The organism is Bradyrhizobium sp. KZN70725, assembly GCF_055264925.1.
The window spans coordinates 30,651-50,913 of sequence record NZ_JBUYWT010000005.1; the positions used below are offsets into that span (position 1 = coordinate 30,651).

A 20,263-nucleotide genomic window follows, 5' to 3' on the forward strand; every position below is an offset into this window, starting at 1 on the left:
GGGCGACCCCAGCGTAGCTCAGGGGCGTCGCGGGCCGGCCGATGATCGCGTACGCGCTGCTCACGAGCGACGCCGAATTCTTTGCAGGAACCCCGTCCCGCAGGAGCAGGCCAGCCGCAAAGACGACAACAACAGCGCAGAATTGCAGGACTCGATATGCCGCGTGGTTCATTTTTTCACTCCGGGAATGGTGCCGTTTGGAATCTCGTCGATCTCGGACAAGGCATTGATCAAAACTTTCTTGGCCGAGGCGGGCGCCTTGAATGCGAACGCATCAGCAGCCTGCGGCGCGTCGGTGCGGAACTCCTTGATGCGCAGAGTGTATTGTGGTGCCGCCGCGACGGCCTTGCTGGTGATGACATACTTCCGCGGAATCGGCCTGGCGCCGACTTCCACCCAGAGCTGCCAGTCCGCATCCTCGTTGCGGAAAGCAAGATGCTCGCATTCCACGCCGTCGACCACGCCGCGCCCGATGTATTTTGCATCGAGTACGCCCATCATCAGCTCATCGTAAGAACGCGACAGCAGGAGGTCAGCGCCGGGAAGGGAAACCGAGAATTCGTCGCGCAATCGTTGGACGAGTTGATCAATCGATCCCGATGCCTCCACCTGTGCGAAGGCATTGATGTTCTTGCCCAACACAGTCAGCGCTTTGCCGTCGAACACGAGTTCAACATCGGCGTAGCCACCGACGCGAGTGGCGCGTAGTTTGTCGGGTCGGCTGAGCGTGACCTGGCCGGAACTCGTGAACTGCAGTTTCTGGACGTCAGGCGTAATGACCTCGATGTCGGTGTCGTACGTCAGCGCGATCGTCTTTGCGCTGCCGAGATAGTCCGACATTGCTTTGACGATCCTCTCGGCATCCTGCGCCCAGGATTGAGAGGCCGGGAGTGCTACGGCGAGGACGCCGGCTAACCATACGCAGGAAAATCGTCGCTTCATCGGTTCTGCTCCGCACTCGTTGATTCGCTCTGGCGTAAAGCTTGCAATCGGCCCACGAGGACGCCGTTTTCGAGATATTGCTGCCCCGTCGTCGGCGACCACGAACGTGGCTTTCACCTAGCTATCGCGCCAACTCGCGTCCGGCCATTTCGCGCCAATCGCATCGTCGATGCCGGTGCAGCCTCTGCTATGGCCAATATGCAATGGGCTGAATTTTCATTGTGCGCATGAGGGTACGGCTGCGGCTCCGGCGGTAGCGGCAGCTAAGCCGTGAACGCAATTCCGAAATACGCTTGTCGGACTCCACGAGCTGGTGGCCGCGCTGTCCATCCTGGCGACGGCCTTGGCCAGAATTGAGAAATCGTTTGTCGCCATGGCCGGTTGAATGAGTCACCGGATCGGCGGCGCATACTGAATCCCGCCGTCCGTCCACAAGGCGTTGAGTCCGCGCGGAATGCCGAGCTTGGATTGCCCGCCAACGTTACGTTCGTAGATCTCGCCGTAGTTGCCGACCTGCTTGATCGCGCGCGCCGCCCAATCCTTGGTGAGCCCGAGTTGCTCGCCGAAGGCGCCCTCGGTGCCGACCAGCCTGCGAATATCGGGCTTGGACGACTTTCCTGCGTCGTCGACGTTCTGCGCCTTGATGCCCAACTCCTCGGCGTTGATCAGCGCAAAAAGCACCCACTTGACCGTGTTGAACCACTGGTCGTCACCCTGGCGAACGGCGGGTCCAAGCGGATCCTTGGAGATCACTTCGGGAAGGATGACGTGATTGTCCGGATCGGACAGCTGCAGCCGTGACGCATAGAGTTGCGACACGTCGCTGGTCAGCACGTCGCATTTCTTTTCGTTATAGGCCTTCAGCGATTCCTCGGCGGTGGCGAAGCCCATCAGCGTATAGGCCATGCCGTTGACGTGGAAATAGTCGGCCAGGTTCAACTCGGTCGTCGTGCCCGTCTGGGTGCAGACCGACTTACCTCCCAGCTCGAGCGCGGTGTCGATCTTGGCATCGCGGCGGATCAGAAAGCCCTGACCGTCATAATAATTGACGCCGGCGAACAGCAGCGACGTTTCGCGGGCCATTGTCCAGGTCGAGTTGCGCGAGAGCACGTCGATCGCGCCCGATTGCAGCGCCTGAAAGCGGCTCGACGTGTCGAGTGGGGTGTAGCTGACCTTCGAAGGATCGTTGAAGATGGCCGCTGCCAGCGCGCGGCAGAAATCGACGTCGACGCCCGACCACTTTCCGGCCGCGTCCTGTTGCGAGAAGCCCCGCAGACCCTGGCTGACGCCGCAAGCGAGGGTGCCGCGATCCTGTATTTTCTTCAGCGTTTGCGCCGATGCGGCACCGGTAAGAACGATCGTCGCCGCCGCGCAGCAGGTGAGAAGTTTCGCAATCTTTGTCATGGTCGCCCCTTATTTCCCAACTAGCTCACTTCCGGCGTCTGGCGCACAATCACCTTGGTCCCGACCGGGACGCGCTCATAAAGATCCATGATCTCTTTATTTGTCAGCCGAAAACAACCCGATGACACGGCGGAGCCGATGGTCTGAGGCTGATTGGTGCCGTGAATTCGATAGACGGTGCCGCCAATATAAAGTGCGCGGGCGCCCATCGGATTTCCGGGGCCGCCGGCCATGAAGCGCGGCAGATAGGGCTGGCGCGCGATCATCTCGTCGGGCGGCGTCCAGTCCGGCCACTCGGCCTTGCGGACGATCCGCTTCAGCCCCGACCACTGAAAGCCTTCGCGGCCGACGCCGATGCCGTAGCGCAGCGCGCGATTATTGCCCTGGACAATATAGAGGAAGCGCTCGGAAGTGTGGACAATGATGGTGCCCGGCGTCTCGTTCGAGCGAAAAAACACCATCTGGTGCTGGTACATCGCCGGCAACTGCTCTTCGTCGTCCGTCGGGACGGAGCCGGGCTGTTCGAGGACGTCTTCCTGGCTGGCGGGCCGCATTTGCGCGAAGGCGGGAACGGTGAACAGCGATACAGCAAGCGACAGGCTTAGCAAGAGGTAAGATCTTAGAGCCGGACTTAGTCGAGACATGTTTATATCCTGTGAGCCTTGATGCGATTCCTTACATGGCGGGATCGCGCGAGAAAAATTGCCATTTCGCGCGGCGGGCTTCATCGGCGCCTCGCAAAGGGCGGAACAATTTGAAGCCTCGTTAAGGCGCGCTATCTTGCAGCCGTCTGGCCATAAGCCGCCAAAATCAGAAAATTGGGATACCTGCACCGGGTCCGCAAATGGGCGCGCTCGAAGACGCCAATCTGCAAATGTTGCTGGAGCGCCAAGACGATCACGTCAGGGATTTTCAGCAAGCTCGCCGGCACGACCACAAGATCAACGGCCCGATCGGTGTCTTGGCTATCGCGCGCGTGCTACAACCTTCCGCGGCCAGCAATCAGAACGATGCCAACGACCACCATAAGGACATCTGTTTGCCCGGGCGCCGTGATGAAAGTAGGCAGATCGTGTGGCGCAGCCGGATTAAGCTGAGCAGTCATGGCGCCCTCCCCTCGAAAACGAGTCGCGCTCACTCCAGCCTGAGCGTTACACCACCGACCGCCGCTGAGAGTTCGACGCCAAGCTTGCCGCCGGCGAGCTGCAGGATCACGCCCTTTTCGTTTTGCAGTTGCACGCCGCCAGCTCCGGCCGCCAACGCACCGCTGGCGCCGATCGCGGAGTAGCTGCCCTGGATATCGCCCGGGCTGCGCACGTTCAGTGCGTGACCGACGAGTTGGGCCGTAGAGGCGCCGATCGTGAAGCCGACGCTCATCCCCGACACCGCGAAGCGGTAGTGCTTGCCGTGGCAGGTCAATACGCCATGCCCCCCGCCAACGCCCACAATGAAACCACCCTTGGTGAAGACGACGCGGACGCTGCAGGTATCGGCGCGCGAGGGCGAAACAAGGCCGAAAGTGAACAATGTAAGCAAGGCGGCGGCGAGGAACAGCATGCGATGCTGTTTCATGTGATCGTGCTTCATGTCTGCTTGCTCCAGTGCCGTAAGTCGAGGGTTGAACGGGATTGATCCAACGTGATTGCACCCATTGGTAGTGGGGTCCAAGGATGACGAGAAAGAATGGAGGCCGACCATATCGGCCGACCTCCTATCTCTATTAGCAACCACCGAACTTGTAATTGACGCGAACCGCGAGCTGATTCACATCAGTCTTGAGACCGAATGTGATCATCGACGCAACTCCGCTCAGAACCGATAGTTGACGCCGCCACGCACGATATTGAGATCATCCGTACTGACTCCAGTGCCCACGACCTTCGTGTAGAGATACTCGGCCTTCACGGACCAGTTCGGCGTGAAGCCATATTCCACGCCGAGACCCGCGGCGATGCCCGGACGCCAGGACGAGCCCGCGCAATCGGGCAGGACGCCAGCCGTGCCGCAGGGTACGCCGGCGACGGTCGATGCGCTGGCGGTCGACTTGACGAAGGCTGCGCCGCCGGTGGCGTAGAGCAGCACGTTGTCCACCGCGATACCGAGCCGCGCCCTCACCGTTCCCAGCGCGGTGATGCTCGACGACGTGTTCAGCGTGGCGCCCAGCCCGGCGCCGAGAATGCTGGGTGTTACGACGGACGAGCCCTTGATGTTGGCCCAGTCCAGATCACCTTCCAGGCCGAGCACGACATATCCCTGCTGAATCTGCCCGCCAAACGTGCCGCCGATCATGCCGCCACTGATGTCGAATCCAGCGCGGTCGAACCTGTTGGAGAACAGCACCAACGGGTCCTGGTTGCCCCAGCCATATCCGGCGTTGCCGCCAACATAGAATCCCGTCCAATTGTAGACGGCAGTAACCGGAGCCGGCGCCTTATAGGCGGGCGCCGCCGACAAATCCGCCGCAGCCGCGTAGCCGCCCACCATCAGCGAAGCCGCGATCGCAGCTGCAGACATTCCAATCTTGTTCATTGCGCACCTGATTGATTCAAGAAAACTCGGAAGCGCAGCAAGAAGCGTCATCATTGGCCTTCCTTCCTCCGGGAGAGGTACGCTCTAGTTGCTATTTCGTGCCAATCAGGGGACGAGTCCGGCCATTTCGCGCCAATCGCGATTTTGGCGAAGCTAAGATCGCCGCTAGCTCCGCACGTTGGGAGGGTAAATGGATGGGCTTCATCGGCGCCTCGGAAAGGGTGGAAGTCTTTGCAGCGTCGTTAAGTCGCGCTATCCTTGCAACCGTCTGGCCATAACCCGCCAAAATCAGATAATGAGGGATACCTACGCGGCGCGCCGTTCGGTTGCCGTGCAGCACACAAAGGCAATGACGTAACCCGACTGGAGCTTGCTAGCTATGCAGTGGTTGGGCGCCGACACTGCGTTGACCCGGGGTCGGAAGGCATGAGTGGAATTCCTTTAGCGCGTTGCCAATTCCTCATCCCTTTTGCCGATATTCACAATGAGATTGGAGCCCCAACGGCGACACTTCTGAGCAGATTCCGACTTCCTGCATTCCTGGAAGAAAAAGCCGATCACTACGTTCCGCTATTGCCGGTGCTACAGTTTGTGCAGGCGGCCCAGAGATCGCAAGGCCTCACGGATTTCGGATTTCTCGCCTCCCAGCGGCTGCAATTTTGTCACCTGAGCGGAAAGCTGCGCGCGTCAATTGGTCATTCACCAACCCTGTTCACTGCTTTGCAGCAATTATGCAAATGGGCGCCACTTGAAGACACCAAGCTGCAAATGTGGCTGGCGCGCCACGACGATCACATCAGGATTTGCAGCAGGCTGGGCGGCACCGAGGGGCTGCGGCATCTTGAACACTCACATTGGCTGCAGAACGTCCTTTCTATACACATCGTTCGGCAGTTCGTCGGACCGAACTGGATGCCCGCGACGATCGCCTTCGAGGCCCGCTATAGGCCCAGTCGCGAAACGAAGGCGTTCTGGCCACATACGCGATTTCTGTCGGATCAGGATGCATCGTGGATCGACGTGCCCGTTTCGCTCCTCAGTCTGCCCAAGCTCGCAAATGAACACTTGCCGAGTCCACCCGAAGACGAGTCCGGGCCCTCGGGCAACGACATGATCAATTCGCTCAGATTAATGTTGCCATCCTACCTGGACGAAGGCGCTCCGACGGTCGCGGAAATGGCGGACATGGCCGGCATCAGTCTCAGAAGTTTTCAACGCAAACTGTCAGGCGCCGGCCTGACATACTCAGACCTGCTCGATCGGGCCCGATTTGAGCACGCGGCCAAACTACTGCGCAGTACGGAAGCCAAGATCATCGATATTGCGCTTTCGTCCGGCTACGCCGACCCTTCGCACTTCGCGCGCGCTTTCCGCCGCATTTCCGGCGTCACGCCTCGGGAATTCCGCGAGACCTGGAGTCCGCGTTAGACGCTACCTTCGCGCAGTTCTAAACCCGGTGGCGATCAATCGCGTTGATTGGCGCGGGCGGCCATAAGGTCGATGTCAGCCGCGTCGCGCGGATTGGCCGCGTCCCCGGAATGGCTCGCGGCCGTCCGACGAGCGCTGCTGTTTTCGGGCCTATTCTCCAATGTCCGAGAGGGGTCCCTGGCTGGGTCGGTGCGAGACGAGCCGACGGACGAGAAGCGTTGCCCGCGGGCACTACCATCAATCCATAAAAATCGCGGAAGATCGCTGTTAGCGTAGAAAATCGAGGATCGTGGTAGCGGGGGAGCGTGTTGGTTAGAAAAGCCGACAGAATTCCCTGGGAATTATTGGTCTAGGTGCATTTCGCTGAGGCGGTCCGAACTGCCGGTTATCTATGCCACCGGCTTCTCGCCGGTTACACCACGTCCCGTTCCCGGTAGCTTCACCCTAAGGAAGCCCTATCATCCCGACGAGATCGTCCGAATGGTAGGTGTTCGGCAACGAAAAGCGAGCACCGCCGAGTTAGGCTCGCCCGATCCACCGGCAAGGACCCCATAGGCCGGAGGATCCACCGGTTCGAGCGCACCACTTCCGTTTGCCGCGCAACTACCCTTTCGGCAGGCGCAATTCTTCGAGAACCCGAACGCAGATCTCAGCGGGGTCCTTCAGGCCAGTCTGAGCGACCTCGATCATCTTCTTGGCGATCAGTTCGGTGAGAGGGTCGCTACGATCCTGCACGCCGACCATGCGCAGGGCCCGTTCGTAAGCTGCGGAAAGCCGCGTGATCTCTTCGGGCGCGAGAGCTGAGTTTTGGAGTATTCGATAGATCGCCAACTGTTGAGACCCCCTGGACACAGGGTAGCACCAGTCCGCTGATGGAACATTGCCAATTTTGAGCTAATTTTAGGCTTCGCAACGGAACGGCTTCGAGAGCTTAGGGCGCAGAGGTCCGGTCGCAAATCCCACAGACTGACGCGACCAATCACGGCGCGAAGCTGCGAATCGTATGTGGCCCAGAGATCCTACAGCGGCACCGACTCGTAGAATCGCGTCAGGCTAAAGGGGATATCTCATCCAAATCGCCGCGGCGTTAAGCGTCTTACTTCGAGAGTTTTGAGGAATTGACCACGTATCACCAAGAACAGCTACCGCTCCAACCGACACAAGATTCTCGCTCTCGGTGTCCAACCCGCACGGTCCTCCCCCGCCTGATGGCGCCCATCTTGGAGCCGAGAACTGGGAAGACCACTCGTCTATATCGCTGCGACAACTGCGGCGAACGCGTCTGGGATGATTAGGCCGCGGGCCTGGAGCGCACTCAGAGTAGCGCGATTGAGGGGCGCTCGCAGCTCGTCGGACCCTCACACGAAATCGTGTCGTGATCGGCACGACCTAGCCTAGGCTGCCAAGCGGTGCTCATCTTCGATCGGCTCTTGATCATCGCTCGAAGCGCTCTTCAGGAATCGCGCCAGGGCGGCCTTCCGTGAATCGCGGTCCAACGCGTAGGCTGTCTGCTTAAATTCTATGCCGTCAAGAAGCCCTTGAATGTAGCCTGCGATTGTGTCCGCAGCCATGATCAGCGCTGTGTCGAGTGTATGGATGTACTTGCTTGTCACCGAACCCTTTGCGTGGCCCACCAGCGCGGCGATGGTCACCTCGGTAAAGCCGAGATCGTTGGCGATGCTCGCGAAGCTGTGGCGCAGGACGTGGGGAGTAATGTCGGACAGAGGTGAGTCCTCGACGAGATGCTTCCACTGGTTTGGAAAACTGCCGAACGCGTTGTCTTCGCCCTGCCCGGGAAACACGTATGTGCCAACATCGTCCGTGCGACGTCGCTCGAGATATTCGACGACAGGTAGGCCAATAGGACGGATCGATTCTCCCTCCTTACTGTCGTCCAATCGCAAGCAACTCGACTCGGTGTCCGCCTCCGTCCATTTCAAGCCAATCATCTCGCTGCGGCGGCAGCCGGTCAGCGCAAGCTGGCGAACGATGTCCACAATCGTGGCGAACTTCTCCTGCTTGGCAGCGTCGCGTAGCATCCGACCAAGTATTCGGTACTCAGCCTCCGATAGCCGACGCTTTCGCGCCTTGTCTTTTGGTTTGCGGACGCCATGGGCCGGGTTGCTTTCGATAATGCCAGCTTCGACCGCATAGGTGAGGATCCCGCCGAGAAGGCCAACGGTGCGGGTAGCCGTGCCAGCACCGCCCCGAACGATGGCCTTGCCGCGCAGCTTCTTGGTCTTGACCGAAACCCGCGTCTTTCCGGCCATGATGTCCTTCAGGACTTTGTTGATGTCGCTTTTGGTGAGATCTTTGACGCGCCGGATTCCTATGAGGGGTACGATGTGACGCTCAATTCGACCAGTATCGGTGACGATCGTTGAGGCCTTCTTCGGTCGCCCGCCCTTTCCCAGGATGAGACCGGCCTGAAGATCAGCGAAATAGCGGGCACACAGCTCCTTCACGGTGATCGCCTTGTGATTGAGCTGGCGATCCTCGACGGGGTCGTCACCGCCGGCGACGCGCCCCAATTGCACCTTCGCCTCTCGGCGTGCAGTCTCCGGCGCCCAGGCTCCGTGAAGTCCGATCGTGTAGCGACGTGAGCGACCACCTATTCGATACTGGATAACGTAGCTGCGCTTGCCGGAACTAAAGACCCGGAGACCGAAGCCTGGCAGTTCGTCGTCCCAGATCAAGTAGTCCTTGTCCTGGGCTTCCGCAGCCTCGACAACCCTCTTCGTTATCTTGACCATGACATTCCTTCGTTTCCGGGCACGGTCTCTCGCGTAAGCAGTGCGTAAGCATGCGGGAGAAAATCCGTGCGCGTTTTCGGATAGGAACGTCGCTGCTGTTCTTGGAAATATCCAGCCGCTTCAGCCGGATAGCGTAGAACAGCGTGCCCTATCGCATTTTTCGGATGGGCACGTTATCTTGCTCCGAAGGCAAAGGTCACACGTTCGAATCGTGTCGGGTGCGCCAGTTTTTTCTTATTTTACAGCGCGATATGCCTGCCGAGGCTGAAACTCCAGATTTGCTTCGTTAGAGTGAGTAAGCAAAAAATCCGGAGGAAAAAGATAGCTTGGCCACTGCCGGTCAGTCAGAGCACGACGATCGCCTCCGTCGAATTGGCGCTTCCAGCGCCGCCGCTCACTAAATTCGTGCGCAAGGAGCTTTCATTCCAGCAGGCCGTGCGAGATGAACACACTTCGGTTTCGGCTCCCTGTTGCTGCCGACGTCACAAACCGTTAGCGGAATAAGCGCAGGAGCGGCTCATAACGGCTCGGCCAACGGCGCTCCGAAGATCGCTTTCTGGTACTCGGCAAGCAACGCCGGTTCCTCGATTGATCCGTGGTGATGGAGTTGGCGCCAGATACCGCCTCGCCGCGTGAACCATCGCGTCGTGCGGAATCGAAGATCCATCTTCACGTCAGGCGTTATGCACGTGCCCTTTTCGCGACCCACGAACAGATGCCAATTCTCCCCGCCCTGGCTGGTAAAATCATGGAAGGCTACCTGGACCGTTGCCGACCCTCCGAACAACTTCAGATAGCCTTCACTAATGGACCGCCAACCACGTCGGATACCACCTATCGGATTGTCCATACTGGGCGCGTCTCCCTCCTCCCAGTTGACCGCAAGTCCATCGAGATCACGCGCATTGAACGCTCTGTAAAAATCGATCAGTGCGTCGATCGCGCATCCATCGCCGCTCCGCGCCTCGCCTCCGGTAATCTCTGTCAGTTTTGCGATCATGATATTTCTCCCGATTGCTAATCTCGATGCGTCTCGGTGCGGCGGTGATCGAGTTCAAATTTTCGGTATGCTCGCGCCTTCGAGACTACCGGCAGCGCAAGCTATTCCCCTTCACCGAGAGTTTGCGTGAAGCGTTTGCCGTAAGGATAGAAAATGTCCTTACGGCCTTGCTGCCACGCAGCCTTCAGCTCCGGCGTGGTGATATCCCAATCGGGCCGGCATTTCCTGGTGACGGCACGCAGGTCCTGACGGAGTTCTTCCATCGTCGGCCGACCGAAGAACCAGTAGCCGTTGTAGATCTTGTGGATGACGAGATCAGGCTCGAGCACGACCACATGAGGAATCATGGGATTGTGCACGGGATCGGTGTACTCAGCGATGTCGAGGTCCTTCTGGACGACGCGCCGCGGATCGGAGAGGAACGGCCAATGCGCGCCGATGCCACTGCGATTTTCGCTGGTCTCTGTGATGTTGTCGGTGCTGATCGTCACCAGCCGGCAATAACCGACTTCCATTTCGCGATGGAGCTGGACAAGCCCCTCCGACTGCCGGCGGTCCTTTGGACAAAAGCCGCCGCGGCTGAGGACGAGGATCATCGGATCCCCGCCCTGCAGCTCCGACAGCTTTCGACGTTTTGCGGTGTGGTCGGCGAGCTCATAGTCGGGGAAGACTGTGCCTGGAACCATATCGGGCCGCATTGTGAAGTCCTCCGACGTTGCGAGCCTATGCCTTCAGCAAGCTGGCATCGGCCGGCATCTTGCGCAGGCGCTTGCCCGTTGCCGCAAAGATCGCATTGGCAATGGCGGGAACAATCGCCGATGTCCCGTTCTCGCCCAAGCCGCCCGGCGGCTCGGTACTCTTGACGACGTGGACCTCGATTGCCGGTGCCTCATTGATGCGGATCATCTGATAGGTGTCGAAGTTCGTCTGTTCGACACGGCCGTTCTTGAGCGTGATCTCGCCATAGAGGGCGGCCGTCGCGCCGAAGATGACACCGCTCTGGATTTGCGCCTGCACCGTATCCGGATTGACGACCGTGCCGCAATCGATCGCGCAAACAACGCGACGAACGCGGACCGTGCCGTCCTTTGCAACGTCCACCTCGGCAACCTGGGCCATGTAGCTGCCGAACACGTTTTGCAGCGAGACACCGCGCCCGACGCGCTCCGGCAACTTCTGTCCCCAGCCGGCTTTTTCCGCAGCGAGATCGAGAACGGCCTTTGCACGTGGCGATTTGTCGAGCAGCGCGCGGCGATAGGCCACCGGATCCTGCTTTGTCGCCAACGCGAGCTCGTCGATAAAGCTTTCGGCGACGAAGACGTTGTGCGACGGCCCGACGCTGCGCCAGAACGCCGTCGGAATACCAGGGGGTTCCACGCGCACAAACTCCACATGGAAGTTCGGCAGGTCGTAGACCAGGTCGATCGCGCCTTCGGTCGAGTCGGGATCGAGACCCTTGTTGAAGGCGGGAGGCAGCCACCGCGCGATCACCGACGAGCCGGCGAAGCGGTTCTTCCATGCCACCGGCCTGCCCCGCGCGTCCAACCCGGCCGAAATGCGGTCGAACCAGTAGGGACGGTACATGTCGTGCTGGATATCTTCCTCGCGCGTCCACACCACCTTCACGGGACCATCGACTTGCTTGGCGATCTCGACCGCGCGGATCGCGCCATCAGCCTCGAGCCGCCGGCCGAAGCCGCCGCCGATCAGGTGATTATGGACAATGACCTTCTCCTGCGGCAGACCCGCGGCCTTCGCGGCCAGCGCCTGGACCCGCGCCATCGCCTGGCTGCCGATCCAGATTTCGCACTCATCTTTGCGAAAGTGCACCGTGCAGTTCATTGGCTCCATGGTCGCATGGGCCAGGAACGGCACCTGATAGCTTGCCTCGACCTTGGTCGCGGCACCTGCCATCGCCTTGTCTGCATCGCCGACGTTCTGCGCCACCGCGCCCGAACCGAGCGTCGCCTGATCGAGCTCACGCGCGATGGTTTGGGTGTCGAGCCCGGCATGGGTGCCCTCGTCCCACTCGATCTTGAGCGCGGCGAGACCCTTCTTCGCCGCACCCATATGATCGGCCACCACCGCGACCGCGTCGTCCAGCCGCACGATCTGGCGCACACCCTTGACCGCCTTCGCGGCCGTATCGTCCACACTCTTGACGCGGCCGCCGAACACCGGCGATTGCGTCAGCGTCGCGATCTTCACGCCCGCCGGCCGAGCGTCGATGCCATAGGTCGCAGTGCCGTTGACCTTACCGGGTGCGTCGAGCCGCTTTGCGCGCGTCCCGATGAGCTTGAAATCGGCCGGCGATTTCAGCGTGACGTTCGACGGTACCGGCAGCGCGGCCGCCTCCGCGGCCAGTTCACCGTAGGTGAGGCGGCGTCCGGTGGTTGCATGAACCACCGCACCGTCCTGCGCCTGGCAGGACTTCTCATCGACACCCCAACGCTTGGCCGCAGCTTCGACCAGCATGGTCCTGGCGGCCGCGCCCGCTTGACGCATCGGCTTCCAGGCCCCGCGCATCGCGTTCGAATTGCCCGTCGCCTGCACCCCGAGCAGTGGGTTGGCATAGAGCTTTTCGTTGGGCGGCGCGTGTTCGAGGCGCACCTGCTTCAGGCTGACTTCGAGTTCTTCAGCAATCAGCATCGGGATCGAGGTGTAGGTGCCCTGCCCCATCTCGACATAGGGCATGGTCAGCACGACCTGGCCATCATTACCGATGCGGATGAAGGCGTTGGGCGCAAGACCGTCAGCCGTGGCGGCGTCGCTTCGGCCGAACGGCAGGCTCAGGCTCAACACCAAGCCGCCGCCAAGGGCGGCGCCGGACGCGAGGAAGCTGCGGCGGGACAGGCTGGTGTCGTCATTGCGTGACGCGATACGATCGAAGATCATGGCCGGTCTCCTTACTTGTTCGCCTGCGCGGCGAGCTTGATGGCCTCGCGGATCCGCACGTAGGTGCCGCAGCGGCAGATGTTGCCGCTCATGGCATCGTCGATGTCGGCATCGGTCGGCTGCGGCTTGCTGGCGAGCAGCGCGGACGCCGACATGATCTGTCCGGATTGGCAGTAGCCGCACTGGACCACCTCGTGGTCGAGCCACGCTTTCTGGATCTGTGCGCCTGCCGGCGTCGCGCCGACCGCCTCGATGGTGGTCACCTTTGCCGTTTCGATGCTGTCGACGGTGGTGATGCACGACCGCGTGGCCACGCCGTCGATATGCACGGTGCAGGCGCCGCACAGCGCCATGCCGCAGCCGAACTTGGTTCCAGTCATGCCGAGCACGTCGCGCAGCACCCACAGCAGCGGCGTGTCGCCGTCGACATCGACTTGGTGGGCTTGTCCATTAACATTGATGGTGAAGGCCATATGTCCTCTCCTTGGTGTCACGGCCCATGCGCCTCGCGGGTGCGCGGGCCCTCGTTCAAACCTGCTTTCAATTGCCCAATTGGCCGATGTGATAGCCAAGCCGGTTCTCGACATCGCCAGGATGGTGGAAGCCGCGCTCCAGCAACGCCTTGATCCGCGCCTGGCTGGCGGGACGCTGAACAGATTCCAGGAAGGCGTCCCATTCGGGCGCGATGTCTGCATCGGACGGCAGGCTGGCGGCATTGACCAGGCGTTTGGTGTCGACGATCGCCTGCTTGTCGAATGAGGCGATCCGCCTTGCCAGCGCATCGACGAAGCCGTCGAGTTCGACGTCCGGCAGCGATCGATTGACATAGCCGTAGCGCTCCGCGAGGTCGCCGCCGATGTCATCGGCGCCAAGCAGCACTTCCAGCGCACGGCCACGGCCGATCAGGCGCGGCAGCCGTGCCATTGGTCCGCCACCCGGCACCAGGCCGGCGCCGACCTCCCATTGCGAGAGTATCCCCTTTTCGCGGCTCGCGAAACGCATGTCGCTCGCCAGCGCCAGCTCGTTTCCCACGCCGGTGGCGCGCCCGCGGATCGAGGCGATGGAGGCGACGGGAGCCCGGCTGAGACGGGCCAGTATGTCGGGGAGCGCCTGAAGGCCCGTCGACCCCGGAGGCAGGCTCGTTGATGCCGCGAGGGGCGCGAAGAAGTCGTAGTGCGTCAGGAAGAAGTCCTCGACCGCACTGTCAAACACAACAACCTTCACATCCCGATCCATCTCGAGCGACGTGACGATCTCGTCGAGTTGCGGGATCGTCTCGGGGCCGAAGATGTTGAGCGGCGGATGATCGAAAGTCACCCGCCAGTACGACGGCAGGCGACGTTCGAGCTGGATCCGGCGTGTTGCTGGTGCCCGTTCGGGACTATTCATGGCGTGCTCCCCTGGCCTAATGGGACGCGCACCGTTTCGGTGCGCGTCATGTCCGCTTCAAATCAGTTGGCGCAGTGGCTTGAACGCCGCGCGCAGCTCCGCGCTGAACACAGCGGGCTGCTCCCAGGCCGCGAAGTGCCCACCCTTGTCGAGCTTGTTGTAGTGGATGAGCTTGGGATACGCCCGCTCCGCCCAGCTCCGCGGGGCCGCATAAAGCTCGTCCGGAAAGACGCTCACGGCCACCGGAATCGAGACGTGCTTCGGCTCGAAGAAGGCCAGCTTGTTCTCCCAATAGAGACGCGCCGAAGAGATCGCCGTGTTCGTCAGCCAGTACAGCGTGATGTTGTCGAGAATGTCGTCCCGCGTCAGGCCTTCGGCACGTCCGTCGAAGGCGCGCGCCATGAGCTCCTGGCTGCGCGCGTCATGGTCGAGGATCCAGCTCGCCAGGCCCGAAGGGGAATCCACGATCCCCTGCAGCGTCTGCGGCCGGTTCGCCATCTCGATGGCGTAGCCGAGGCCGTGCTTGTAGAAAGAGTCGAGCTGGTCGTAGGCGTGGAGTTCCTCGGCGGAGAGGCCGGATGGCGGCGAGCCGCCGGGCTGCAGTGCCTTTGCAATGTCGGCCGGCACGGTCGCAGGCATATTGGTGTGAATGCCAAGTAGTTCCGGAGGTGTCTGTAGCGCCATCTGTTCGGTGACGGCATTGCCCCAATCGCCGCCTTGCGCCACATAACGCGCGTACCCGAGACGCTTCATCAGCACAATCCACGCTCGTGCGACGCGGACGGGGTCCCACCCAAGCGTGGCCGGCTTGCCGGAAAACCCGTAGCCCGGGATCGACGGGATCACCACGTGGAAGGCATCCGATGCACTGCCGCCATGCGCCGTGGGATCGGTCAAGGGATCGATGATCTTCAGTTGCTCGATGATCGAGCCGGGCCAGCCATGCGTGACGATGATCGGCAGCGCATTCTCATGCTTCGACCGAACGTGGATGAAATGAATGTCGACCCCGTCGATCTCGGTGACGAACTGCGGCAAGGCGTTGAGCCGCGCCTCCACCTTCCGCCAATCGTAGTCGGACTGCCAATACTTCGCGAGCTGCTGGATGGTCGTCAACGTCACGCCCTGGGACTGGTCAGTGACGATCTCCTTGTCCGGCCAGCGCGTGGCGGCGAGGCGCCGGCGCAGGTCAACGAGCGCCTCTTCGGGGACGTTGACACGGAACGGGCGGATCGCGTCGCTCAATCCGGCCCGCGCCACACCGAACGGAAGCAGACTTGCGGCGCCTGCGACAACCAGTCCCATCGCGGCCGTGCCCAGGAGCTGACGTCGGTCATGGTTGACGACTTCCGAACGTTGTAGCGAGCGCATCGTGAATCTCCCTGGCTTCGGTGACCTGTGTTGACCGAGTTGCCCCTCAACTGCCGGACGACCTTCGCCCCGAAGCCGAAAAATAGCTCGTTATGTGTTGTTAGAGGTCGTTAGCCGTTGCGAGGTGCGGGCCCCGCCCGACGATGGAATGGCGATGAGTGCCGGTCAGCCTGCATCGTGCCGGTCACCCAAACTGCTGACCCGAAGCCGCTCAAGCAGATCGGGCTCGTTCATGCCAGCGTGCGCGTCGGCGGCGGGAGGAATGCTGCGGCGATCCCTCCCGTCAGGCAAGACTCACGGCGCACTCTTCTCCATGGTTTGGACAGAGGAGAGCGATTCCACGATTTGATTTGCCGTCAAGACGGCGCTGGCGTAGTTCGGGATATTCACGTCGAGAGCGGCGTGCATCTCCTTATCCGAGTAACTCGCCGTCGCGTCTTTCACCATTGTGACGTCGTAGCCGAGCTCTGCGGCAAAGCGAACGGTGGCCTCGACGCAGGTATGTGCGATGAGGCCGATGACGATGATCTGCTGGATGCCGTGTCTCTTGAGTTGCAGATCCAGATCGGTGTTGGCAAAGCCGCTGGAACACCAATGCTCCTGGGCTACGATATCGCCAGGTTGCGGCTCAAATTCGCTCCTGAACTCGCCGCCCCACGTGCCGTACTCGAAGGTCTTTCGGGACCAGGCCGCCCTCTGAATGGGCGCAACGTACTTCCAGGTCTCATAATCGCCCGGACGGTATCGATGGTGCGGCGCGTAAAAGATGCGAAGCCCCGCCGTTCGCGCGGCATTCAGGACCTGCAGCATGTGAGGAATGCAGTCGTTCGCTTCCGCAACAGCCTTCAGGCGATCCCAGACTTTGCCTCCCTCGGAAATGAAATCGTTGAACGGATCGATCACCAGAAGTGCGGTATGCTGCCTGCTGTATGTTACTTTCATCGCGGCTCTCCCAGTATCCTACGCAAGGTGGTGTCATATGGCTCTCGACATTGAGATCTGTAACGTCACTCCTTGAGCGCGGCCCGCTCGATGCTGGCTGCGAACAGCGGCGTTTCACTTTGATTGTGGGCGATCGAAGCGGGTTGGCGCTGCGCGCGAAATTGATCGAACGGGATGCCCTGCCGCGCGAGGAACGTCCTGAACTCGTCCGTTGCGTATGACCTGACCCGGTTGGTAAATTCAGACTTCCCCGGGCCGATCTGCTTGACGCTCAACTCCCACGTCACGTGAATGGCTGTTCGTCCATTCGGCGTGAAGACGTCGGAGACGGAATCGAGTATCAAGTGGTCTTTGCGGCCGAGGGTCTCGACGTAGTGCTGCACCATCAGGCTGCCGCCAATGATTTCGACGTTGATGGACATTCGCTTGCCGTCTGGCGCCGTCGTGAATCCCGCGGCGATGTGCGCGGGGGAACAGCCCTGATACTCCTGCTCCGACAGACCGAAGCACCAAGCCGGAATGTCGATCTTGTCGATCGGGGCGTTGATAACCGCCTTGAAGCTCGAATCAACGATTTGATCGTCAGTCATGTCGTAGTCTGCTTGCGTATCCATTGTGGGTCTCCCTATCTTCATTTGCATTGCGTGGACCGAGCGGTGGCTCGGCTGGTCCGGTTGGCAGGGCATGATATTCGCGCAGAAAAGGGGAAATCGCCCGTTATGGGTTGTTAGGGATCGTTAGTGGTTGCGAGCCGCGGCCGTTCCACGCCCTATTCCACGAGTGCACACCACGTCCCGTGAATCTTCACGACCATTCCGGCAGTCTCTTCGCGCCACCGTGCGATGGATGGTCCATTCCGATGCACCTCGAATGCGGCGTCGTCCCGATAGACTTCATAGATCAGCACTCGTGTATCGTCCTCGCGAGGTGCCAAGACTTCGAATTGCAGGGTTCCAGGTTCATCCTTCAAGGAACGGGCGCGGTGCGCCATGAGCAAGGGCAGGAGGCGATCCCTCCGCCCCGGCGTGACTTCAATTGTCCCGATGATCGCAAGTTTGGACATACCCGCTCCCTCCTCTACCGTGTAGTCTTGGTGCAAACCCGGCGGCTTCTCCTCGACTCGATGCTCCGGCGCGCCCTCGAGAACAAAGGATCTCTTCACTCGGATGCCTGTGCTTGCCGAAGGGCGCACTCGCGTCAAAGGCCGGCGCGCACCTAAACAGCCTCGCGCGCGGGGACGCCGAGATCGCGACGATGCTGGTCGGCTCGTTCGATTCCCGCCTGCTGGGTGCGCGCCACGTGCTGCACAAAAATGCTTCCTACGATCGGCGCCGCCGTTGTTATGGCTCGCATCACCTTCGCCAACGTCCTGCTTATGGAGCTCGTGTAGAGACTTCCGCCGCGGCTTATGACGGCAGCGCCTTGCCGGCCCGCTCGCGGACGATGTACTCGGCGTACCAGTCGGGCCAGTTCACATCGTGCTGGCCGCCGGTTTGCTTCTCGTGCTCGCCATGCGCAGCCGCCGCGCGCCGGAGCGCTGCGGCGAGGTCGGTCGACGAGGTGAAGGTGGTGTCGTCGACGTCCACGCGTCCTGGCAATCGCGCGGTGATCTCCTGGAACAACCAACCATTTCCATCCGGATCGCTGAACGAAGCGTATGAACGATAGCTCCCGCGCTCGGGATCCGGGCCGAGAACCCGGAGCCGCCCCGACAAATAGGGCTCGTCCGTTCCAGCGTGCACGTCGGCAGCGGGGTGAAACGCCGCGCTGACCTCGACGCCCGTTGGAGCAGGTCCTTGCGGGCGGCCTCGATGTCGGACACGATCAGGTACAATCCACGGGCGGAGCCTGGCGCCGCCGCCGTGACATTCCTGCCAAAGATGACCGAGGATGGCGACCCAGGCGGCGTGAACTGGATCACGCGCCAGTCGTCACCGGATGCGAAGTCGGCGTCCAATCTCCATCCAAGGCTGGCGTAAAACGCCTTTGCGCGGTCGACATCCGAAACAGGGATGACGATGACCTCGAGCTTCATGTCGACGGTCCGTTCGCTCTTCGTCTCGATTGCGGTTGTCCTGGTTGTTTCCTTGACGTCGGTCATCGGTTCCCTCCTCTAGGTATGGGCGGAGCGGCGCGCGCAGCATGCGCGCCAGGTGGCTCTCAAATTGTGTTGCGCAGCGGCCGGAAAGCGTCGCGAACCTCTCTGCTGAAGATGTCGGGCCGCTCCCATGCCGCGAAGTGTCCGCCGGCTTCGGCCTTATGGAAATAGATCAGCTTGTGATAGGCCTTCTCAGCCCAGCTCTTCGGCGCCACAAAACTCTCGCCGGGAAAGGCAGTCACCGCGGCCGGGATCGTGACGCCCGCTGGCAGATAGAGGTTGGTCTTGTTTTCCCAATAGAGCCGCGCCGAGGAGATCGCGGTGTTGGTCAGCCAGTACAGCGTGATGTTGTCGAGCACGTCTTCACGCGTCAACGCGCCCGCGGGATGTCCGTTCACCGCGCGCCCGAGCACCGCCGATTGCATCGCCGACGCCGGCTGTGCATAGCCGTCGCCATGATCGAGCAGCCAGGCCGCAAGTCCGGCCGGCGAATCCGTGAGCCCCGCCAGCGTCTGCGGGCGCGTCCCCATGATCTGCGCATAAGCGCGGCGCTTGCCGAATTGGATCTTGAGTTGGTCGAAGGCGTGCTTCTCGTCCTCCGACAGATTTGCCGGAGCGGGATCGCCGGACGCCACTGCTTTGAAGATCTCGGGCGGAACGACGGCGGGCAAATTGACGTGAATGCCGAGCAATTCCGGCGCGCCGAGCTTGGCCATTTCATTTGTGATTGGCGAACCCCAGTCGCCGCCTTGCGCGACGAATTTCCTGTAACCGAGCTGCTTCATCAGCACGACCCAGGCGCGCGCGATGCGAACCGGGTTCCAGCCGGTGGTCGTCGGTTTGCCGGAGAAACCATAGCCCGGTATCGACGGGATCACGAGGTGGAAGGCGTCGTCGGCGCTGCCGCCGTTTGCGGTCGGATTGGTCAGGGGATCGATGATCTTCATCTGCTCGATCACGGAGCCGGGCCAGCCATGGGTGACGATCATCGGCAGCGCGTTGTCGTGCTTCGAGCGCACGTGAATGAAATGGATCTCGAGCCCGTCGATTTCGGTGATGAACTGCGGCAGCGCGTTGAGCCGCGCTTCGACCTTGCGCCAGTCGTAGTCCGTCCGCCAGTAGCTGACGAGATCCTGGAGCATCGCCAGTGGTACACCCTGAGAGTCATCGGTTACGGGCTCCTTCTCCGGCCATCGGGTCGCCGCCAGGCGTCGCCGAAGGTCGATGAGGTCCTCTTCTGCAATGTTGATTCGGAACGGGCGGAACACATCGCCCGGCGCGACCGCGACCGCGGATGAGGGAAACACGCTGATAGCGGCAGCGGCGGCGAGTCCGATTGAGGCGGTGCTCAAAAGCTGGCGTCGGCCCTGATCGATGACTTCGGAACCTGATTGCATGCGCATGGTAATTCTCCTGGCTCGCTGTATTGAGTGGCAGCTTCGGCGCCACGACGTTGCGCATAGGCTGAAGAAATTCCCCATATCGGCGGTTGGAGGCCGTTTGATCGCGTTG

Annotated in this window: 18 protein-coding genes and 1 pseudogene; 1 reads left to right on the forward strand and 18 read right to left on the reverse strand. The window is 61.2% G+C overall.

Going from position 1 to position 20,263, the window contains the following annotated elements; translation table 11 throughout:
• Window positions 1-168 precede the first annotated feature (168 nt).
• The 5 genes from ACZBJS_RS06370 to ACZBJS_RS06390 all read right to left on the reverse strand — a co-directional run bounded on the left by ACZBJS_RS06370 (window position 169) and on the right by ACZBJS_RS06390 (window position 4,860).
• A complete protein-coding gene (locus tag ACZBJS_RS06370; protein WP_463438570.1) occupies window positions 169-942 on the reverse strand; it encodes a DUF2092 domain-containing protein in 774 nt (257 codons plus the stop codon).
• 390 nt (window positions 943-1,332) lie between these two features.
• Window positions 1,333-2,346 (reverse strand): amino acid ABC transporter substrate-binding protein, encoded by a 1,014-nt coding sequence (locus tag ACZBJS_RS06375; RefSeq protein WP_463438571.1) that lies wholly within the window; start codon window positions 2,344-2,346, stop codon window positions 1,333-1,335.
• A gap of 20 nt (window positions 2,347-2,366) precedes the next feature.
• Window positions 2,367-2,990 (reverse strand): L,D-transpeptidase, encoded by a 624-nt coding sequence (locus ACZBJS_RS06380; protein WP_463438621.1) that lies wholly within the window; start codon window positions 2,988-2,990, stop codon window positions 2,367-2,369.
• Window positions 2,991-3,480: 490 nt separating this feature from the next.
• On the reverse strand, window positions 3,481-3,903 hold the full coding sequence (locus ACZBJS_RS06385) for a hypothetical protein (RefSeq protein ID WP_463438622.1): 423 nt from the start codon (window positions 3,901-3,903) through the stop codon (window positions 3,481-3,483).
• Window positions 3,904-4,155: 252 nt separating this feature from the next.
• Window positions 4,156-4,860, reverse strand: coding sequence for an outer membrane protein (locus ACZBJS_RS06390; protein ID WP_463438572.1), 705 nt, complete (start codon window positions 4,858-4,860; stop codon window positions 4,156-4,158).
• Between the two features lie 441 nt (window positions 4,861-5,301).
• On the opposite strand from ACZBJS_RS06390, the gene ACZBJS_RS06395 reads away from it, so the two are divergent.
• Complete coding sequence (locus ACZBJS_RS06395) at window positions 5,302-6,303, forward strand: helix-turn-helix transcriptional regulator (protein ID WP_463438573.1); 1,002 nt, start codon at window positions 5,302-5,304, stop codon at window positions 6,301-6,303.
• Between the two features lie 603 nt (window positions 6,304-6,906).
• Here the strand turns inward: ACZBJS_RS06395 and ACZBJS_RS06400 are convergent.
• The 13 genes and pseudogenes from ACZBJS_RS06400 to ACZBJS_RS06460 form a co-directional block, all read right to left on the reverse strand.
• A complete protein-coding gene (locus ACZBJS_RS06400) occupies window positions 6,907-7,134 on the reverse strand; it encodes a hypothetical protein (protein WP_463438574.1) in 228 nt (75 codons plus the stop codon).
• Window positions 7,135-7,697: 563 nt separating this feature from the next.
• Window positions 7,698-9,056: a tyrosine-type recombinase/integrase gene (locus ACZBJS_RS06405; RefSeq protein ID WP_282529070.1), complete on the reverse strand. Its 1,359-nt coding sequence runs from the start codon at window positions 9,054-9,056 to the stop codon at window positions 7,698-7,700.
• A 517-nt stretch (window positions 9,057-9,573) separates the two neighbouring features.
• Entirely contained in the window at window positions 9,574-10,056 is a 483-nt protein-coding gene (locus ACZBJS_RS06410; RefSeq protein WP_463438575.1) for a YybH family protein, read from the reverse strand.
• A 101-nt stretch (window positions 10,057-10,157) separates the two neighbouring features.
• Window positions 10,158-10,754, reverse strand: coding sequence for a redoxin domain-containing protein (locus ACZBJS_RS06415; protein ID WP_463438576.1), 597 nt, complete (start codon window positions 10,752-10,754; stop codon window positions 10,158-10,160).
• A 25-nt stretch (window positions 10,755-10,779) separates the two neighbouring features.
• Entirely contained in the window at window positions 10,780-12,951 is a 2,172-nt protein-coding gene (locus tag ACZBJS_RS06420) for a xanthine dehydrogenase family protein molybdopterin-binding subunit (RefSeq protein ID WP_463438577.1), read from the reverse strand.
• Between the two features lie 11 nt (window positions 12,952-12,962).
• Window positions 12,963-13,424, reverse strand: coding sequence for a (2Fe-2S)-binding protein (locus ACZBJS_RS06425; protein WP_463438578.1), 462 nt, complete (start codon window positions 13,422-13,424; stop codon window positions 12,963-12,965).
• Between the two features lie 67 nt (window positions 13,425-13,491).
• Complete coding sequence (locus ACZBJS_RS06430) at window positions 13,492-14,340, reverse strand: enoyl-CoA hydratase/isomerase family protein (RefSeq protein ID WP_463438579.1); 849 nt, start codon at window positions 14,338-14,340, stop codon at window positions 13,492-13,494.
• Window positions 14,341-14,397: 57 nt separating this feature from the next.
• Window positions 14,398-15,711 (reverse strand): epoxide hydrolase family protein, encoded by a 1,314-nt coding sequence (locus ACZBJS_RS06435; protein WP_463438580.1) that lies wholly within the window; start codon window positions 15,709-15,711, stop codon window positions 14,398-14,400.
• Between the two features lie 294 nt (window positions 15,712-16,005).
• A complete protein-coding gene (locus ACZBJS_RS06440) occupies window positions 16,006-16,653 on the reverse strand; it encodes a cysteine hydrolase family protein (protein WP_463438581.1) in 648 nt (215 codons plus the stop codon).
• A 65-nt stretch (window positions 16,654-16,718) separates the two neighbouring features.
• The gene (locus ACZBJS_RS06445) at window positions 16,719-17,243 is read right to left on the reverse strand and encodes a hypothetical protein (RefSeq protein WP_463438623.1); all 525 of its coding nucleotides are present in this window, start codon (window positions 17,241-17,243) and stop codon (window positions 16,719-16,721) included.
• 179 nt (window positions 17,244-17,422) lie between these two features.
• A complete protein-coding gene (locus ACZBJS_RS06450) occupies window positions 17,423-17,716 on the reverse strand; it encodes a putative quinol monooxygenase (RefSeq protein ID WP_463438582.1) in 294 nt (97 codons plus the stop codon).
• A gap of 343 nt (window positions 17,717-18,059) precedes the next feature.
• Window positions 18,060-18,754, reverse strand: a pseudogene (locus tag ACZBJS_RS06455) (VOC family protein).
• A 59-nt stretch (window positions 18,755-18,813) separates the two neighbouring features.
• Window positions 18,814-20,154 (reverse strand): epoxide hydrolase family protein, encoded by a 1,341-nt coding sequence (locus tag ACZBJS_RS06460; RefSeq protein WP_463438583.1) that lies wholly within the window; start codon window positions 20,152-20,154, stop codon window positions 18,814-18,816.
• Window positions 20,155-20,263 lie beyond the last annotated feature (109 nt).